At 71.0% G+C, this 18333-nt stretch carries 15 protein-coding genes; 9 read left to right on the top strand and 6 right to left on the bottom strand.

Annotation, left to right across the window (positions count from 1 at the left end; genetic code table 11):
* Together ACFPYL_RS09125 and ACFPYL_RS09130 are read left to right on the top strand one after the other, a co-directional pair.
* A complete protein-coding gene (locus ACFPYL_RS09125) occupies positions 1–1740 on the top strand; it encodes a sensor histidine kinase (protein ID WP_379153132.1) in 1740 nt (579 codons plus the stop codon).
* A gap of 308 nt (positions 1741–2048) precedes the next feature.
* Positions 2049–3371: an HNH endonuclease signature motif containing protein gene (locus ACFPYL_RS09130; RefSeq protein ID WP_379153134.1), complete on the top strand. Its 1323-nt coding sequence runs from the start codon at positions 2049–2051 to the stop codon at positions 3369–3371.
* Here ACFPYL_RS09130 and ACFPYL_RS09135 read toward each other — a convergent pair.
* The 3 genes from ACFPYL_RS09135 to ACFPYL_RS09145 are packed head-to-tail and all read right to left on the bottom strand — an operon-like array spanning position 3299 to position 6822.
* Positions 3299–4030 (bottom strand): hypothetical protein, encoded by a 732-nt coding sequence (locus tag ACFPYL_RS09135; RefSeq protein ID WP_379153136.1) that lies wholly within the window; start codon positions 4028–4030, stop codon positions 3299–3301. The genes ACFPYL_RS09130 and ACFPYL_RS09135 overlap by 73 nt on opposite strands.
* On the bottom strand, positions 4030–5292 hold the full coding sequence (locus ACFPYL_RS09140) for a DUF4437 domain-containing protein (RefSeq protein ID WP_379153138.1): 1263 nt from the start codon (positions 5290–5292) through the stop codon (positions 4030–4032). Before ACFPYL_RS09140 ends, ACFPYL_RS09135 begins: the two co-directional genes overlap by 1 nt.
* Positions 5293–6822, bottom strand: coding sequence for a class I adenylate-forming enzyme family protein (locus ACFPYL_RS09145; RefSeq protein WP_379153140.1), 1530 nt, complete (start codon positions 6820–6822; stop codon positions 5293–5295). It lies immediately after the preceding gene.
* A gap of 166 nt (positions 6823–6988) precedes the next feature.
* On the opposite strand from ACFPYL_RS09145, the gene ACFPYL_RS09150 reads away from it, so the two are divergent.
* The 5 genes from ACFPYL_RS09150 to efeB all read left to right on the top strand — a co-directional run bounded on the left by ACFPYL_RS09150 (position 6989) and on the right by efeB (position 12825).
* Positions 6989–8662, top strand: a complete 1674-nt coding sequence (locus tag ACFPYL_RS09150) for an APC family permease (protein ID WP_379153142.1) — start codon at positions 6989–6991, stop codon at positions 8660–8662.
* A 41-nt stretch (positions 8663–8703) separates the two neighbouring features.
* Complete coding sequence (locus tag ACFPYL_RS09155; protein WP_379153144.1) at positions 8704–9411, top strand: DsbA family oxidoreductase; 708 nt, start codon at positions 8704–8706, stop codon at positions 9409–9411.
* An 81-nt stretch (positions 9412–9492) separates the two neighbouring features.
* On the top strand, positions 9493–10341 hold the full coding sequence (gene efeU, locus ACFPYL_RS09160) for an iron uptake transporter permease EfeU (protein ID WP_379153146.1): 849 nt from the start codon (positions 9493–9495) through the stop codon (positions 10339–10341).
* Positions 10342–10366: 25 nt separating this feature from the next.
* Complete coding sequence (efeO, locus tag ACFPYL_RS09165) at positions 10367–11536, top strand: iron uptake system protein EfeO (RefSeq protein ID WP_379153148.1); 1170 nt, start codon at positions 10367–10369, stop codon at positions 11534–11536.
* A 50-nt stretch (positions 11537–11586) separates the two neighbouring features.
* Complete coding sequence (gene efeB, locus ACFPYL_RS09170) at positions 11587–12825, top strand: iron uptake transporter deferrochelatase/peroxidase subunit (protein ID WP_379155419.1); 1239 nt, start codon at positions 11587–11589, stop codon at positions 12823–12825.
* On the opposite strand, the gene ACFPYL_RS09175 is transcribed toward efeB, so the two are convergent.
* Both ACFPYL_RS09175 and ACFPYL_RS09180 read right to left on the bottom strand, forming a co-directional pair.
* Positions 12804–13997: a GDSL-type esterase/lipase family protein gene (locus ACFPYL_RS09175; protein WP_379153150.1), complete on the bottom strand. Its 1194-nt coding sequence runs from the start codon at positions 13995–13997 to the stop codon at positions 12804–12806. The genes efeB and ACFPYL_RS09175 overlap by 22 nt on opposite strands.
* An 11-nt stretch (positions 13998–14008) precedes the next feature.
* Entirely contained in the window at positions 14009–14557 is a 549-nt protein-coding gene (locus ACFPYL_RS09180) for a GNAT family N-acetyltransferase (RefSeq protein WP_379153152.1), read from the bottom strand.
* 56 nt (positions 14558–14613) lie between these two features.
* On the opposite strand from ACFPYL_RS09180, the gene ACFPYL_RS09185 reads away from it, so the two are divergent.
* On the top strand, positions 14614–14883 hold the full coding sequence (locus ACFPYL_RS09185; RefSeq protein WP_379153154.1) for a VOC family protein: 270 nt from the start codon (positions 14614–14616) through the stop codon (positions 14881–14883).
* 93 nt (positions 14884–14976) lie between these two features.
* On the opposite strand, the gene ACFPYL_RS09190 is transcribed toward ACFPYL_RS09185, so the two are convergent.
* Positions 14977–16518 (bottom strand): ABC-F family ATP-binding cassette domain-containing protein, encoded by a 1542-nt coding sequence (locus ACFPYL_RS09190; protein ID WP_379153156.1) that lies wholly within the window; start codon positions 16516–16518, stop codon positions 14977–14979.
* A gap of 230 nt (positions 16519–16748) precedes the next feature.
* On the opposite strand from ACFPYL_RS09190, the gene serA reads away from it, so the two are divergent.
* Positions 16749–18329, top strand: coding sequence for a phosphoglycerate dehydrogenase (serA, locus tag ACFPYL_RS09195; RefSeq protein WP_379153158.1), 1581 nt, complete (start codon positions 16749–16751; stop codon positions 18327–18329).
* Positions 18330–18333 lie beyond the last annotated feature (4 nt).

Genomic DNA, 18333 nt, shown 5'->3' on the forward strand with positions numbered 1-18333 from the left:
GTGGTGTTCGACGCGTGGTCCGACTCGTCGGCCCGCGCCGTGCTCCAGCTCATGGTGGAGTCGGTGGCCGAGATGGTCGGGTTCGAGGTCGCCGTGCTCTCGGTGGTGATCGGCGATGACCTCGTGACGGTCGCCTACGCCGGTCCCGAGGAGCATCGCGCGCACGTCGAGGCCACCGACCCGGTCTCGGTCATCGAGCCGGTGCTCGCGCGGTCCGAGCCGTGGGGCGAGCGGCTGCGCTTCATCGAGGGAGCCTCCCTCGACGAGCTCGAGGGGCACTGGGTGGAGGTCGACCAGGTCCCGTCCGCCGAGCCCGACGCGTGGCGCGCCGACAGTGGGCTGCTCGCCGTCCTCTCCGACGACGGCGGGACCGTCGTCGGGATCCTCTCCGTCGACCGGCCGTCCTCGGGACGGCGTCCGGGGGAGCGGGAGCGCGCGCTGCTGGAGCGGTACGCCGCGCAGGCCGAGCGCGCCGTGCTGACCGCGTTCGAGCGCGAGGCGATGATCCAGCGGATCAACCACGCCGAGTCCGCGCGCCGGCTGATCCGTACCGCGTCGATGCCCGCCCACCCGTCGCTCGAGGCCGTGCTCCGCGACGCGCACGAGCCGCTGGTCGCCGGCTTCGACGCGCGCGGCACCTGGCTCCACGTGTTCGCCGCGGACGGTCCCGGCACCGGGATGATCCGCAACCACGAGGGCGAGGAGCTGTCGCTCCCCGAGGACATCGTCGAGCTCGCGAAGGCGTTCGCCCCGCAGCTGTGGGCCGAGCAGCGGGTCTTCCTGATCGAGGCGGACGAGCCGGCTCCCGGCGTACCCGACTCGGTCCTGCAGCACCTCGGCGACCGCGGCCTCGCGTCGATGATCGGCGTGCCGCTCGGGGTGGGCGCCGAGTGCGTGGGGTTCCTGGCGCTGTCGCGCCGCCCGTACCAGCCGGCGTGGTCGCAGGCCGAGATGGACTTCTCCCTGCAGGTCGGGCACGACCTGGGTGCGGCGCTGATGACCGCTCGAGCGCTGGAGCGCGAGCGGGCGCTGGTGCGTGAGCTGAAGGAGCTGGACGACTACCGCACCCAGCTCTTCGCGACGCTGTCCCACGAGCTGCGGACTCCGCTGACCGTGATCGCCGGCAACCTCGAGCTGCTCGGTGGGCTCGAGCTCGACGAGGCGGTCGCGCGTCTGCACGGGGCGATGAGCCGGGGCGCCGACCGGATGCAGCGCACCGTGGACGACCTGATGCTGCTCGCCCGGATGAGCCATCCCCGGCATCCCCTGGTCCGGTTGCCGATCGACCTGCGGGCGGTCACCGACGACGTGGTCAGCATGCTCGACTCGACCGCGCGAGCGAAGGGGATCGCCCTCGACACCCGGCTCGCGGACGCGTCTCTCGTCGTGCCCGGCGACGCCACCGAGATCGACCAGCTCGTCGGCAACCTGGTCAGCAACGCGGTCAAGTACACACCTCCCGGCGGCACCGTCGTCCTGTCCGCTGACCGCGTCGACGAGCACGTCGTGGTCCGCGTCGCCGACACCGGCCTCGGCATCGCCGAGGAGGACCAGGCCAGGATCTTCCGCGCCTTCTACCGGACCGAGAACCCCGCGGCCCTCAGCGAGCCGGGCACCGGCCTCGGCCTGGCGATCGTCGCCACCGTCGTCGAACGCCACGGCGGTCGCCTCGACGTCGCCTCCCGCCTCGGCGAGGGCACCACGTTCACGGTCGCCCTGCCGGCCGCTCGGGCCGGTTGAAGAAGGGGCGACGAGCGCTCCCTGCGGGCCGGCATCGGTGGTTGAGGTGCGAGCGGAGCGAGCCTCGAAACCACCCCGCCGCGGCTTGCGGGTCCATCGTGGTTGCGCGCCGACATTGCAATGACGCGGGTACGGCGGTCTCGGGTCGACGCCGCTTCCCGGCCTGCGGGCCGGCATCGGTGGTTGAGGTGCGAGCGAAGCGAGCCTCGAAACCACCCCGGAAGATAGATGACAAAAGTTCCCAGACCCCTGTGGATATGGGGGTTCTGAGCCTCTCACTGTCGGTGGTGCCTGGGAGAATTCTTCTCATGACAGCGATCGCGACTCCCAGGCACCGAGTGTCGGTGGCGGTCGCGCACGCCCACACCGAGCTCGACGCCGTGGCCGATGCATCGACCTGGTCGATGGACGTCGCAGAGACCGCGTCGACGCTCGTCGAGGTCACTCGTCTCGAGGCGCGGGTGGCTGAGCTGAAGGCCCGGGTCGCGATGCACGCCGACGAGATCGAGGTCGGCGAACAGGCCGGTGCCACGTCGACGGCGAACTGGCTGGCGCACGAGACGAAGCAGACCCGGCCCTCGGCGCACCGGACCGTTCGGTTCGGCTACCAGCTCGACACCCACCCCCAGGTCCGCACCGCACTTGCTGCCGGTGACCTGCTGGCCGACCAGGCCGGCGTGATCATCGACGCGATCACCAAGCTCCCCGACGACCTCGACCCCGACCTCGTGACGCAGGCCGAGGCCCACCTCGTCGCCGAAGCCGCCCACCACGACGCCCGCGGGCTCAAGCGGTTGGGTGACCGGCTCCTCAACGTCATCGACCCCGCAGCCGCCGACGAGCATGAGGCGAAGCTGTTGGAACGCGAGGAGCAGGAGGCGGCGATGGCGTGCCGGCTCACCATGGTCGACGACGGTCACGGCAAGGTCCACGGTCGGTTCACCCTCCCGACCCTCCAGGGCGCCCAGCTGAGGAAGATCCTCCTCGCTCTGGCGGCACCCAAGCACCAGGCCGCCACCCACGGCCCCGGTGTGGAGCGCCGGCCTGGGCCGGAGCGGATGGGCCGCGCCTTCTGCGAGCTGATCGAACGGGTCCGCGCGAAGGACCTCCCGCAGGTCGGCGGCACCGACGCCACCATCGTCGTCACGATCTCCTACGAGTCACTCATCGGTGACCTGGAGCAAGCAGGGGTCCTCGACACCGGCGAGAGGATCAGCCCCGGAGCCGCACGACGCCTCGCCTGCACCGCCCGGATCCTCCCCGCCGTCCTCGGCGGCAGATCCGAGGTCCTTGACCTCGGCAGGGCCCGCAGGTTCCACACCAAAGCCCAACGCATCGCGCTCGCCCTGAGGGACAAGGGCTGCACTGCTCCGGGGTGCGACTGGCCGCCGGGCCTGTGCCACGCCCACCACGACCCGCCCTGGACCCGAGGCGGCCGGACCGACATCGACCACGCTCGACTTCTCTGCCCGAGACACCACGCCCTCGAACACCGCGAGACCGACGTCCACCGTCGGGAGCAGGGCCGCGCTCGAGGCCGACCGGGAGCGCCTCCTCGTCAGAACGCCGTCGAGCCCGGCTTGACGACACCGAGGAACGCCGCGACCAGCACCAGCGTCCAGATGGAGTAGACCCACGGCTCGCAGCGTCGGATCGAGCCGAGGATCGCCTGCTCGACCTCGGGCGTCGAGCCCGAGGTGAGGAGCTTGCCGAACGCCGGGCCGAAGGGCACCAGCTGGCGCCGGATCATCACGCCGCAGAAGATGCACAGGGCGTACGCCGTGACCTTGGCGCCGAGCCACTTCGGGTTCGTGTCGACGCCGAAGGGGTCGGTGGCGGCGATCGTGTAGAGGCCAACCGCGACCAGGCCGGCGCTGAGGGCGTAGCGGACCAGCAGGTCCGCCTTCTGCGAGAGCCGGGCGATCGGGGTGTCACCGCCCCGGTAGTCGATCACCGACACGGTGAGCCACGCCAGGCTGGCGGCCCAGACGAGCACCAGCCACCAGCCGTGGACGAAGAACTCGTCGCCGAGCGGTCCCTCCGCCATCAGGGTGATCCCGCTGGGAAGGATCAGCACCAGCGAGACGCGGGGCGCGATGTCGGTGGCGTGCATGATCTTGGTCGCCACCGCCCGGGCCTCGGGACCGACCTCGCTCTTGATGATGTAGCGGCTCGCGTAGTAGACCCCCACGTCGCCCCCCAGCCAGTAGGCGAAGAGGGCGACGTGGAGGAAGACCGCGAGGCTGTGCCCGTTGAACCCGTGGACGCCGGTCGCGACGAGGGCGTCCATCACATCCCGTCGCCGTCCCAGCGGCCGCGGGAGCGGCTGCGGACGGGCAGGCTGGAGATGATCGGGGCCGGGATCGGGTCCCCGTCCTTCCAGGGCACGTTGGTGCCCCAGTTGTGGGCGTGCGCGTTGGTGCGCTCGTCGGCGTGCTCGACCTCGCGGCCCGATGCGCCCCAGTCGAGGGTCGGTCCGTCGTGCGAGTGGTCGTGGTCGTGGTCGTGAGAGTGGTCGTGCGCGTGACCGTCGCCGTGCCCGCCCTGGAGGTTGGCAGCGTCCATCGCCTTCATGAACGCCAGGATCGACGGGTCCGCGCCGGTGCCCTGGTGCTTGATCGGGGAGTTGTCCTGACCCTGGTCGATCTGGAACTGCCAGGACGCCGTCATCTGGCGGAAGTCCTCCTCGCTGCGCCACGGCGTCGCGAGGTCGTGCGTCGACGACGACCAGCGCACCGGCGGGTGCGGCTCCTCCTGCAGACCGGCCGGACCGTAGTTGACGCCGTCGCCGCCCCAGCGGACCCACTCGTTCTGGGTGTACCAGTTCTTCAGCTCGCCGTCCGAGCGCAGGAGCCAGGTCGCGCCGCCCTCCATCGTGGTGAAGTGGCCGTGCTTCACCCGGGCGGGGCGGAAGAAGTAGGTGCCGAGGTCCAGGGTGCCGAAGTTGTACTCCATGTGGCCCTGGGTCGTGTACGCCTCTTCGTAGCAGGGGTGGTGGGCCAGTCGGTGGTCCGACCAGCCCTCCTGTGCGTGCACGAGTCGCGTGTAGAAGCCGGTGACCGGGTCGACGTGGAGGTACTTGATGAAGAGGCCGGGCATCGGGCCGGGGTTGGGGACGGCGTCCCACTGCATCGCCTCGGAGTCGATGACGATGACGTCCTCGCGGGCGTCGTCCCAGCGCTGGGCGCCGCCCAGCTGGTCGACCGGGTCGAAGCCGGCGTCGCCGTACTCGCGGTAGTGCAGGATCTTCGTGCCCTCGGCGATCTTGAGGTAGTCGACCGGCACGCCCTTCGGTGCGTAGACGTAGCCGCCCTTGCCGATCTTCCGGCCGCCGTAGTCGATCTCGCCCTCGACGACGTAGTACTCCGTGTTGGCGTGGTGGATGCCGGGACCGCGACCCCAGTCGGTGTGGAAGTCGACCCGGAGGGACGACGAGCCGTCCTCCTCGTCGACCGACAGCCGGCGCTCGCTCGCGCGGCCCTCGCCGCCGGGCAGCTCGGCGCCGTGCCAGACGTAGTCGTCTTCCTGGATCAGCTCAACATGGGGGCGCACTCAGACTCCTTCATTGACGGGGATGGTGTCGCGCAGCTCGCGCTTGAGGACCTTGCCGCTGGCGTTGCGGGGGAGGGCGGCGACGGCCGTCCACCGCCGCGGGATCTTGTAGCCGGCGAGCCGTGCGCGGCAGTGCGCCTCGAGCTCGGCGGTCAGGGCGTCGTCCAGCTCGACGTCGCGGAGCACGGCGTACGCCGCGACCTCCTCGCCCCAGGTGCTGTGGGGGACGCCGACGACGGCGGACTCGACGACGGCCGGGTGCAGGGCCAGGACGTCCTCGATCTCGCGGGGGTAGACGTTCACGCCGCCGGAGATGATGAGGTCCTTCTTGCGGTCGACGATGTGGACGTAGCCCTCGTCGTCGCGGATGACGACGTCGCCGCAGGTGATGAAGCCGTCGGCGGTCGTGCAGGCGGCCGTGGCCTCGGGGTCGTCGTGGTAACCGTTCATCAGGAAGGGTGAGCGGCTGAAGAGCTCGCCGGGCTCGCCGGCGGGCACCGGGTTGCCCTCGTCGTCGACGACGCGGAGCTCGGTGAGGAACCAGCCGTGCCCGACGGAGCCGGGCTTGCGGTCCTGGTCGACGGGGCGCAGGTTGGTGATGATCCCGGCCTCGGTGGAGCCGTAGAGCTCGTGGATGCCGCACTGCGGGAACTCCGCCATCACCCACTGCTTGAGCGGCCAGGGCAGCGCGGCCGCGTTGAAGTAGAGGGTGTCGAGCGCCGACAGGTCTCGCCGCGCCACCGCGCCCTCCCCGAGGCCGCGCAGCATCTGAGCGTGCGTCGGGACCAGGAACGTGGACTGCACCCGGTCGCGCTCGAGCAGTGCCAGGAACGCCTCGGGGTCCCAGGTCCGCAGCATCGTCACGGTGCCGCCGCAGAAGACCGGTGCGTAGCCGAAGGCGAACCCGGCGCCGTGGTACATCGGCGCGACGGCGGCCGACGTGCGTCCCGGGCCCAGGCCCCACTCGAGCGCGCTGAGGTAGAAGGTCAGCGCCCGGCTGCGGTGCGAGATCAGCACGCCCTTGGGGCGTCCGGTCGTGCCCGAGGTGTAGGCGATGCAGAACGGGTCGAGCTCGTCGACGGGTACGTCGGGGTCGCGAGGATCGGCCTTCTCGAGGGCGGCCTCGTAGTCGCCGTCGATGGTGGTCGCGAGCAGGCCGTGGTCGCCGGCGACCGCCGCGAGCGCCCCGTCGAGCACGATCGCCCGGGCGCCGGAGTGCTCGAGGATGTAGGCGCTCTCGGCCGGGGTGAGGCGCGGGTTGAGCGGCACCATGACCAGGCCGGCCTTGGCGATGCCGGCCGCGACCTCGGGGTACTCGAGCCGGTTGCCCAGCAGCACCGCGACCCGTTCTCCGGGCGCGAGCCCGCTGGCGAGCAGGTGGTTGCCGAGCCGGCTGGCGCGCTCGTCGAGGTCCGCGAAGGTGAGCGTCCGGTCGCCGTCGATGACGGCCGTCGCACGGGGCGTGGCCCGGGCGAACTCCCGGATGCCGCTGGCGATGTTGAGCGGCGCGCCGCCGTACGCGATCCCCATGCCTCCACCTCCACAGAGCCCTATTTCGTATGACTATATACGATATCGGGGAAGTGCTGGAGCGGATCAGGTGCAGGATCCAGACGAACTGGGTACGAACCTCCGCGGCGCGCAGCCCTCCTCCACTCGGGAGGGGGTCGCGGCGCCGCAGAAGGTGCACCGACGCATGAGCGCGACGCAGGACAGCCCCACGGCGGGGCCGCCCACCAAGCAGCGCAACACCAAGCTGCTCCGCGAGGTGGGGCTGATCGGCCTGATGTGGGCCTCGATGGGCTCGATCATCGGGTCCGGGTGGTTGTTCGGGCCCCAGGAGGCCCTCATCGTGGCCGGCCCGGCGGCGATCATCTCGTGGCTGATCGGTGGTGTCGCGATCGTCGTCCTGGCGCTCGTGCACGCCGAGCTGGGCGGCATGTACCCCGTCTCCGGTGGCACGGCCCGCTTCCCGCACTACGCGTTCGGTGGCGTGGCGGGCGCGTCGTTCGGCTGGTTCGCCTGGCTCAACGCCGCGACCGTGGCCCCGATCGAGGTCTCGGCGATGCTGACGTACGCCGGCCACTACGGCTTCGCGGACGGCTGGATCAACCCGGAGACCCAGGTCCTCAGCGCGACCGGCATCGTCGTGGCGATCATCCTGATGGCGATCCTGACGGCCATCAACTTCCTCGGCGTCAAGCGCCTCGCGACGACCAACAGCGCCGCGACGTGGTGGAAGATCGCGATCCCGCTGCTCACCATCCTGGTGCTGGCGATCGCGAACTTCGACACCGGCAACCTGACGGCAGCCAACGGCTTCGCGCCCGAGGGGCTCAAGGGCATCTTCGCCGCGGTCTCGACCGGCGGCATCATCTTCAGCTACCTCGGTTTCGAGCAGGCCGACCAGCTCGCCGGCGAGTCGAGCAACCCCAAGCGGGACGTGCCGTTCGCGATCATCGGCTCGGTCATCTTCGGCACGATCCTCTACATCCTGCTGCAGGTCGTGTTCCTGTTCGCGCTGCCGGCCAGCGCGATCGGCGACACGTGGGACCAGACCGGGGACGGCCTCTACACGACGTTCACCGGTCCCTTCGCCGAGATCGCGACGCTGCTGTCAATCGGCTGGCTGGCCGCGATCATCTACGTCGACGCGATCATCAGCCCGGCCGGCACCGGCCTGATCTACACGACCGGCTCCTCGCGACTGGCGTACGGGCTGGCCCGCAACGGCTACGTGCCCGGCGTCTTCGAGTGGACCAACAAGCGCAACGTCCCGTGGGCCGGCCTGATCGCCGCGTTCGTCACCGGCTGCATCTGCTTCCTGCCGTTCCCGAGCTGGCAGTCGCTCGTCGGGCTCATCACCAGTGCCTCGGTGCTGATGTACGGCGGTGCGCCGCTCTCGCTCGGCGCCTTCCGTCGACGGCTCCCCGACGCGGACCGGCCCTACCGACTGCCGCTGGCGGCCGTGCTGTGCCCGCTGGCCTTCGTGATCGCCAACCTGATCATCCTGTGGACCGGCTGGGACACCATCTGGAAGCTCGGTGTCTCGATCCTGATCGGCTACGCGATCCTGGTCGGCAACCGGGTGCTGAAGCTCAACGAGCACAAGCCGACGCTCGACTGGAAGGCCGCGTCCTGGCTGATCCCCTACCTGGTCGGCATGGGCATCATCGTCTTCATCAGCGACTTCGGACCCGAGGGTGACGACGCGTTGATCCCGTTCGGCTGGGACGCCCTGGTCGTCGCCGCGTGGAGCCTGCTCATCTACTACTGGGCGATGGCCGTCGCGCTCCCGACCGAGCAGATCGAGGAGATGATCGGCGAGGTCGAGCTCCCCGAGGACGACATGGAGCCCGTCACACACTGACCGTCGGGAAATATCCACCGGGCGGGCGGCGTTGCCCCAGCGTGAAGATAGAGATCTGGAGCGACGTCGTCTGCCCGTGGTGCTTCGTCGGCAAGCGCCGTCTGGAGACCGCCCTGTCCACCTTCGAGCACGCGGACGAGGTCGAGGTCGTCTACCGCTCCTTCGAGCTGGACCCGACCGCGCCGCACCACGGCCACGAGCTCTCCACCGGCGTGATCGCCCGCAAGTACGGGCGCAGCGAGGACGAGATGCGCGACATGCAGCAGCAGCTCATCGACCTCGCGGCCGTCGAGGGCTTGAAGTTCCGGCTCTTCGAGACGGTCCACACCAACACGATCGACGCCCACCGGCTGCTCCACCTGGCGCTCGAGGCCGACGGCCCCGCCCTCCAGGTCGAGCTGAAGGAGGCGCTGCTCTCGGCGTACTTCGAGGGTGCGGCCGACATCGGCGACCACGACGTGCTCGCCGCGACCGCCCAGCGCGTCGGTCTCGACGCGGCCCGGGTCGCCGAGGTCCTGGCGGGTGACGAGTACGCCGACGCGGTCGCCGCGGACATCGCCCAGGCCCGCGCGTACGGCGCCACCGGCGTGCCGTTCTTCGTCGTCGACCGGAAGTACGGCGTCTCCGGCGCGCGGCCGGCCGAGGTCTTCAGCCAGCTCCTCGACCAGGCCTGGACCGAGTCCCACCCGGTGCTGCAGATGGCCGGCGGGGACGCCGAGGCCTGTGGCCCGGACGGCTGCGCGATCTGAACCTGCCGACAACCTGACCGCTGTGTGAGAAACCTGATGTTGGTTAGGCAAACCTAAACAGCAGGCGTACGATCGCCGCTTGTGCTCGCGAACTACCTGATCGGCCTGCGTGAGGGCCTCGAGGCGGCCCTGGTGGTCAGCATCCTGGTCGCCTACCTCGTCAAGATCGAGCGCCGCGACCTCCTGCCACGCATCTGGGCGGGCGTCGCCATCGCCGTGCTCGTCTCGCTGGGCTTCGGGTTCGCCCTCTTCTACGGACCCCGAGGCCTGACCTTCGAGGCGCAGGAAGCGATCGGCGGCACCCTGTCGATCGTCGCGGTCTGCTTCGTCACCTGGATGATCTTCTGGATGGCGCGCGCCGCCCGCACGCTCAGCGGTGAGCTGCGCGGCCAGATCGACGAGGCGGTCGAGGGTCCGTGGTGGGGACTGGTGCTGGTCGCGATCCTCGCGGTCGGTCGCGAGGGCCTCGAGACCGCGCTCTTCCTCTGGTCGGCCACCGAGGCGGTCTCGCGTGACACCAACTCGACCTGGCAGCCGCTCGTCGGTGCCGCGCTCGGCATCATGACCGCGGTCATCCTGGCCTACCTGCTCTACCGCGGCGCGGTCTCGATCAACCTCAGCACCTTCTTCACCTGGACCGGCGGCTTCCTGATCCTGGTCGCCGGCGGCGTCCTGTCGTACGGCGTCCACGACCTCCAGGAGGCCGGCGTGCTGCCGGGGCTCAACAACCTCGCGTGGGACGTGTCCGACACGATCGACCCGACCACCTGGTACGCCACCCTTCTCAAGGGCATCTTCAACTTCTCGCCGGCGACGACGGTGCTCGAGGCGACCGTCTGGGTCCTCTACGTCGTGCCGGTGATGTTCCTCTTCATCCGCGGCGCCCGACGCCGTACCTCTCCGCCTGCCCCCGCCACCGTCAGCAACTGACCCGTACGAAGGAACCGAGACACCGATGCGCAAGCCCCTGGTCGTGGCCGCACTGCTGGTCACTGCGCCGTTCTTCGCCGCCTGCACCGAGAACGCCAAGGACTCGGGCGGCGACTCCGGCGACGCCCGCACCGTCTCGGTCACCTCGACCGAGGACGGCTGCGAGGTGTCCTCGACCGAGGTCCCCTCCGGCACCCTCACCTTCGACGTCACCAACGACGGGTCGCAGGTCACCGAGTTCTACCTGCTCGGCGAGGACGGCCTGCGGATCGTCGGCGAGGTCGAGAACGTCGGGCCGCAGCTCTCCCGCCAGCTCGTCGTCAACGCCCCGGCCGGCACCTACACGACCGCCTGCAAGCCCGGCATGAAGGGCGACGGCATCCGCGCCGACTTCACCGTGACCAAGTCCGGTGACGAGCCGAGCGTCTCGGCCGACGACCAGCAGCTGGTCGACACCGCGCTGACCAACTACTCGGCGTACGTCCAGGACCAGTCCGACCAGCTGGTCGCGAAGACGCAGGAGTTCATCGACGACTACAAGGCCGGCGACGACGACGCGGCGCGGACGCTCTACCCCGAGGCCCGCACCCACTGGGAGCGCATCGAGACCGTCGCCGAGTCGTTCGGTGACCTCGACCCGAAGACCGACGCCCGCGAGGCCGACCTCGAGCCCGGCCAGAAGTGGACCGGCTGGCACCTGATCGAGAAGGACCTGTGGCCGCAGCTCGCCGAGGCCGGCTACCAGCCGCTGACCGACAAGCAGCGTGCGTTCTACGCTGACGACCTGATGAAGAACATCACCACCCTCGACAAGCGGGTCCAGAACCTCGACTACACCGTCGACCAGATCGCCAACGGCTCGCGCGGTCTGCTCGAGGAGGTCGCCGCGGGCAAGGTCACCGGCGAGGAGGAGTACTGGTCGCACACCGACCTGTGGGACTTCCAGGCCAACGTCGACGGCGCGCGCGTGGGCTTCGAGGGCCTCGAGCCGATCGTCGAGCAGAAGGACCCCGAGCTCGCGAAGACCCTCACCACCCGCTTCGCCGAGCTCCAGAAGCTGCTCGACGCGCAGAAGACCGACACCGGCTTCACGTTCTACGACGACCTGACGCAGGACCAGGTGAAGGACCTGTCGAACGCCGTCAACGCGCTCTCCGAGCCGTTGTCGCAGCTCACCGCGGCGGTGCTGTCCTGACCGACGACGCGACCGAGGAGCAGCAGGCTCGCGGACTCTCCCGGCGAGGCCTGGTCGGCGGCGGTGTCGCCGCCGCCGGCCTCGCCGCGGGTGCGTTCGCGGCCGGTCGGGCGACCGCGGCCGACGGCAGCCCGCCCGCCGACTCCCGCGACGCGTTCGCGTTCCGCGGCGAGCACCAGGCCGGGATCACCACCCCCGCCCAGGACCGCCTGCACTTCGCGGCGTTCGACGTCACGACCGGCTCGCGCGCCCAGCTGGTCGCGCTGCTCAAGGCGTGGACGGAGGCGGCGGACCGGATGACCCGCGGCCTGTCGGCCGGCGAGATCGGGCCGACGGAGGGCTCGACCAACCTGCCGCCCGACGACACCGGCGAGGCGATCGGCCTCGACGCCAGCGGGCTGACGATCACCTTCGGGTTCGGCCCGACGCTCTTCCGCGACGACGACGGCAAGGACCGCTTCGGCCTCGCCGCGCGGCAGCCGAAGGCGCTGCGCACGCTGCCGCACTTCCCGGCCGACGTGCTCGACCCCGAGAAGTCGTACGGCGACCTCTGCGTGCAGGCCTGTGCGGACGACCCGCAGGTCGCCGTGCACGCGATCCGCAACCTGGCCCGGATCGGCTTCGGCACGGTCGCCGTGCGCTGGTCGCAGCTCGGGTTCGGCCGCACCTCCACGACCTCGACCTCGCAGTCGACGCCGCGCAACCTCTTCGGCTTCAAGGACGGCACCGCCAACATCAAGGCCGAGGAGACCAAGGACGTCGAGGAGCACGTCTGGGTCGCCTCCGGCGCCGACGCCGGCGCCGACTGGCTCGCGGGCGGCTCCTACCTGGTCGCGCGCCGGTTCAACATGAACATCGAGATCTGGGACCGGCAGACCCTGGGCGACCAGGAGGACTTCGTCGGCCGCACCAAGGACACCGGCGCACCGCTGTCCGGTGGCACGGAGTTCACGGAGCCGGACTTCACGATGCCCGGCAGCACCGGCCCCGTGATCGCGAAGGACGCGCACATCCGCCTCGTGCACCCGGACTTCAACAACGGGGCGCGGATGCTGCGTCGCGGCTACAACTTCGTCGACGGCTCGAACCCGCTCGGCGGCCTCGACGCCGGTCTGTTCTTCATCGCCTACGTCACCGACCCCGACACGCACTTCATCCCGATCCAGAACACGATGGCGAAGTCGGACGCGCTCATGGAGTACCTCAAGGTCACCGGCTCCGCGATGTTCGCGGTGCCGCCGGGCATCGGCCCGGGGGAGTACGTCGGTCAGCCGCTGTTCGACGGCTGACCGTCCGCCTCCTGGTCGAGGACGCAGTCCGCGAACGCCTGGTAGCCGGCGTCGTTGGGGTGCAGCGGGTCGCCGGCGTCGTGGTAGCCGTCGCGCAGGCCCGGGAGCTCCTCACCGTCACCCAGGCACGGGTCCAGGTCGATGACGTCGGGCTGGATGCGCAGCCACGAGTTGATCTCTGCGGCCACCTCCAGGGCCGAGCCGCCCGACTCCGTGACGTCCTCGGGCCGGGGCGGGATGGTGGTGAAGACGAGCCGCACCCCGACGGCGGTCGCGATCTCTCGCAGGATCTCGTAGGAGGCGATCAGGTCGTCACGTGCGATCCAGTGCAGGTCGTTCGTCCCGATCTCGACGATGACCGTGCGTACCCCCTGGTCCATGAGCGTCTGGAGGTCTGCTCCGAAGGTGAGGAGGAGCGGTGGGTGCCAGCCCCACATCCGGAGGGCGCCGCCGGGCCGCCCCACCGACGGGATGCCGAGGAGGGCCGGCCACGACTTGGTCGCCGGGTCGGACGAGCCGGTGCCGAAGGTGATGGAGTCGCCGATCGCTCCGTAGCCCGGCAACAGCGAGGGCACCGGGGTCGCCGTCTCGGTGGGCGTCTCGGTCGGGGTCTCGGACGGGGTCTCGGTGGGCGTCGCGGTGGGCGTCGCGGTGGGCGTCTCGGTGGGCGTCGCGGTGGGCGTCGCGGTGGGCGTCGCGGTGGGCGTCGCGGTGGGCGTCGCGGTGGGCGTCGCGGTGGGCGTCGCGGTGGGCGTATCGGTGGGCGTATCGGTGGGCGTATCGGTGGGCGTATCGGTCGGCGTCGCAGTCGGCGTCGCAGTCGGCGTATCGGTCGGCGTCGCGGTCGGCGTCATGGTGGGTGTCGCGGTGGGTGTCGCCGACGCACTGGCGGACACGGTGGGCGTGGGTCGCACGGTCGGGGTGCGCGTGGGTCGCTGCTTGCCGTACGCGAGCCGGTGCGCCCTCGCGTGCGAGATGTAGCGCACCTTCCCGCGCGCGTTGACCAGGAAGGACCGACCCTTGCCGTCGCCCATGTGACGCGCGTCGTAGACGCACGAGCGAGCCCGCGGCGGCTCGCAGTGCCGTTGGTGAGTTCGGCCCTGGGCGGTGCCGACGAGCGCGAGGAGCGAGATGGTCACTGCCATGACCACCGCGATGGCCAGCGCGCTCACACCGCGTCTCATCAGTCTTCCCCCGAAGCCCCCTGGAGCGCCCGCCACGCTTCCGCGGTCAGGATAAAGCAGCGCGACGGCTCGGCGTACCACTTCTCGACGACGCCGCGGTCCTCCATGCCGATCCGCCGCATCACCGCGACCGAGGCGTCGTTGTCGGTGTGCGCCACCGCGATGATCTCGGGCAGCCCACCGGCGAACCCGTGCGCCAGCACGGCGCGCGCCGCCTCCGACGCGTAGCCGTGGCCCCAGGCGTTCGGGTGCAGGTGCCAGCCGATCTCTACCTCGCCGTGGTCGTCATTCGGGAGGGTGAGCAGCAGGACGGTGCCCAGCACGACGCCGTCCGAGCGACGCTCGACCGCCCACATGCCCAGCGGCGGGTCGTCGCGCTCGGCGTACCGATTGACCCGGGTGTGTGCCTCGTCGAGCGTCTTCATCAGCACCGGCTCGCCGTCGCCGAGCCACTTCACGACCTCGAGGCGGCCGAGGAGGTCGAGCAGGCGCGGGGCGTCCGCGTGCCGCCACGGGCGGATCAGCAGGCGTTCGGTCACGAGGTGCACAGGCCCCACCCTGGCAGCACCGATGAGTTCCGGCACCTCGACGGGTCGGCACCTGCATGCTCATTCCAGCGGATGCGTTCCACGGGTTCTCGGTCGACGACACCGAGGCCGCTCGCGCCTTCTATGCCGACGTGCTCGGCGTCGAGGTCACCGACGCCGAGATGGGCGGGATCATCCGCCTGCACCTCGGTGGCGGCGCGCCCACGATCGTCTACCCGAAGGCCGACCACGTTCCGGCCTCGTTCACGATCCTGAACTTCCCGGTCGCGGACGTGGAGGCGACGGTCGACGAGCTGACCGCCCGCGGCGTCGCGTTCGAGCGCTAAGAGGGCACGCCGGTCGAGACCGACGCGAAGGGTGTGTTCCGCGGCGGTGGACCGTTGATCGCGTGGTTCAAGGACCCGGCCGGCAACGTCCTCTCAGTCATCGCCGCCGACTGACCCGAGGTCGATGACCCGCTCGACGCCGACGTCCTCCAGGAACGCCGGGTCGTGGCTGGCGACCACGAGGGCGCCACGGTAGGACTCCAGCGCCGAGACCAGGGCGTCGTACGACGCGAAGTCGAGGTTGTTGGTCGGCTCGTCGAGCAGCAGCAGCTGGGGTGCCGGGTCGGCGAGCAGGAGCGTGGCCAGCGTCGCGCGGAACCGTTCGCCGCCGGAGAGGTCGCCGGCGCGTCGGTCGGCGGCCGCGCCGCGGAAGAGGAAGCGCGCGAGCTGCGCCCGGACGGTGTTGGGCTCGGCGCCGGGTGCCCGCGCGGCGACGTTGGCGTAGACGCTGAGGTCGTCGTCGAGGACGTCGAGACGCTGGGGGAGCAGCGCGACCGGCACCAGGGCCACGCCGGCCAGGCGCCGGAGCAGGGTCGTCTTGCCCGAACCGTTGGGCCCGACCAGCGCGATCCGGTCCGGCCCGGAGACGCGCAGGTCGTCGTCCTCCAGGACGACCCGACCGCGAGGCACCTCGGTGCCCGGGAGGTCGATGCGGATCTCACGGTCCTCGCGCAGCCGCGACTCGGCGGCGTCGAGGCGTTCGCGCGCCTGCTCGAGTCGGTCGTCGTGGACGTTGCGGTACTTCGCGGCCGACTTCTCCGCCTGGTTGCGCTTCGCGTGGATGGCCGCCTTGCCGAGACCTGTCGTGGCCTCCGCCTTCTTCGCCTGGCGCCGACGCCCGGCCAGCAGGCGCTCGGCGTCGGCGCGCTCGTTGCGCTGCCGTCGTACGTCGGAGCGGGCGGTGCTCACCGCCTGCTCGGCGGCCTCCTGCTCGGCCGTCACCTGGGCGGCGTACGCCGAGTAGCCGCCGCCGTACCAGCGCACGGAGCCGCCGCGCAGGTCGCCGATCCGGTCCATCCGCTCCAGCAGCTCGCGGTCGTGGCTGACCACGAGCAGCGAGCGGCTCCAGCCGTCGACCAGGTCGTAGAGGCGCTGCCGGGCGTTGCTGTCGAGGTTGTTGGTCGGCTCGTCCAGGAGCAGGACGTCGGGGCGCCGCAGCAGCAGCCGGGACAGCCCGAGCTGTGTCACCTCACCTCCCGAGAGCTCGCCGAGGCGGCGGTCCAGGACGTCCGCGGGCAGGCCGAGGCGCCCGAGCTCGGCGACGGCCCGGTCCTCGGCGTCCCAGTCGTCGCCGATCACGTCGTACAGCTCCTGGTCGGTGCCGCCGGACTCGACCGCGCGCACCGCCCGGCGGACCGCGCCGATGCGCAGGAAGTCGTCGACGCGCTGCTCGACGTCGAGGGTGAGGTCCTGGGGCAGGTAGGCGACCTCGCCCGCGGTCGACAGGTGGCCGGCGGTGGGCGTGAGCTCGCCCGCGACGAGGCGGAGCAGCGTGGACTTGCCGGCGCCGTTGACGCCGACCAGGCCGGAGCGCCCGGGGGAGACGAGCAGGTCGAGGTCGCGCAGGACGGTGGTGCCGTCGGGCCACGCGAAGGCGAGGCCGGACGCGGCGATGACAGAGGTGGAGGCAGGCATGACGGAGCTCCCTACGAGGGGTGAGGTGGGTGGGGACCGGACCTCAGAGCTCCAACGGGACCTGCCTACGTGAGGGAGTGCGACCCGTCGAGGGTAGGTAAGGGTCGCCGGTGGACGCCACCGGATTTCCGGACGGTCGGGGGGTAGAGTCGCCGGACAGCACAGCGTCGTGCCCGGCCGGTCCCCGGCCACTCAACCCGCACCACCTGCGAGGACTGACTGCTGTGAGCATGCCCGTCGTACTCATCGCCGAAGAGCTGAGCCCTGCGACCGTCGAGGCGCTGGGCCCGGACTTCGAGATCCGGCACTGCAACGGCGCCGACCGTGGCGAGCTGCTGTCGGCGATCTCCGACGTGGACGCACTGCTGGTCCGTTCGGCCACCAAGGTCGACGGCGAGGCGCTGGCCGCGGCGACCCGCCTCAAGGTCGTCGCCCGGGCGGGCGTGGGGCTCGACAACGTCGACGTGCGCGCCGCGACCCAGGCGGGCGTCATGGTCGTGAACGCACCGACCTCCAACATCGTCTCCGCCGCCGAGCTCGCCGTCGCGCTGATGCTCGCCGCGGCCCGGCACGTCTCGCCCGCGCACGCGGCGCTGAAGAACGGCGAGTGGAAGCGGTCGCGCTACACCGGCATCGAGCTCTACGAGAAGACCGTCGGCATCGTCGGTCTCGGCCGGATCGGCGTGCTCGTCGCGCAGCGGCTCTCGGCGTTCGGCATGAAGGTGATCGCCTACGACCCGTACGTCCAGGCCGGCCGCGCGGCCCAGATGGGGGTGCGCCTCGTCGACCTCGACACGCTGCTCGCCGAGGCCGACTTCATGTCCGTCCACCTGCCCAAGACGCCCGAGACGGTCGGTCTGATCGGGGTGGAGCAGCTCGCGAAGGTCAAGCCGTCGCTCGTCCTGGTGAACGCCGCGCGCGGCGGCATCGTCGACGAGCCGGCGCTCTACGCGGCGCTCAAGGAGGGGCGGGTGGCCGCCGCCGGCCTCGACGTCTTCGCCGCCGAGCCGTGCACGGACAGCCCGCTCTTCGAGCTCGAGAACGTCGTCGCCACGCCCCACCTCGGCGCCTCGACCGATGAGGCGCAGGAGAAGGCCGGCCTGGCCGTCGCCCGCTCGGTGCGGCTGGCTCTCTCCGGCGAGCTGGTCCCCGACGCGGTCAACGTCCAGGGCGGCGTGATCGCCGAGGACGTGCGGCCCGGCATCCCGCTCACCGAGAAGCTCGGCCGCGTGTTCACCGGCCTCGCGGGCGAGGTGGCGCAGCAGGTCGACGTCGAGGTCCGCGGCGAGATCACCGACTACGACGTCAAGGTGCTCGAGCTCGCCGCGCTCAAGGGGATCTTCGCCGACATCGTCGAGGAGCAGGTCTCCTACGTGAACGCCCCTTTGCTCGCCGCCGAGCGCGGGATGGCGGTGCGGCTGGTCGTCGACCCGGACAGCCCCGACCACCGCAACCTGATCACGGTGCGCGGCACCCTGGCCGACGGCTCGCAGGTCTCGGTGAGCGGCACCCTGGTCGGGCTCGGCCAGCGCGAGCGGCTCGTCGAGCTCAACGGGTACGACGTCGACCTCGAGCCGACCCAGCACCTCGCCTTCCTGACGTACGGCGACCGTCCGGGCATGGTCGGCACGGTCGGCGTGATCCTCGGCGACGCCGGCATCAACATCGCCGGCATGCAGGTCTCCCGCGACAGCGTCGGCGGTCAGGCCCTGGTCGCGCTCTCCGTCGACACGGCCATCCCGGCCGACGTGCTCGCGGACATCCAGCACGCCATCGACGCTGGCTCCGCCCGCGCCGTCAACCTCGTCTGACCCG

The organism is Nocardioides hankookensis (assembly GCF_042658885.1).
Lineage (GTDB): Bacteria > Actinomycetota > Actinomycetes > Propionibacteriales > Nocardioidaceae > Nocardioides > Nocardioides hankookensis.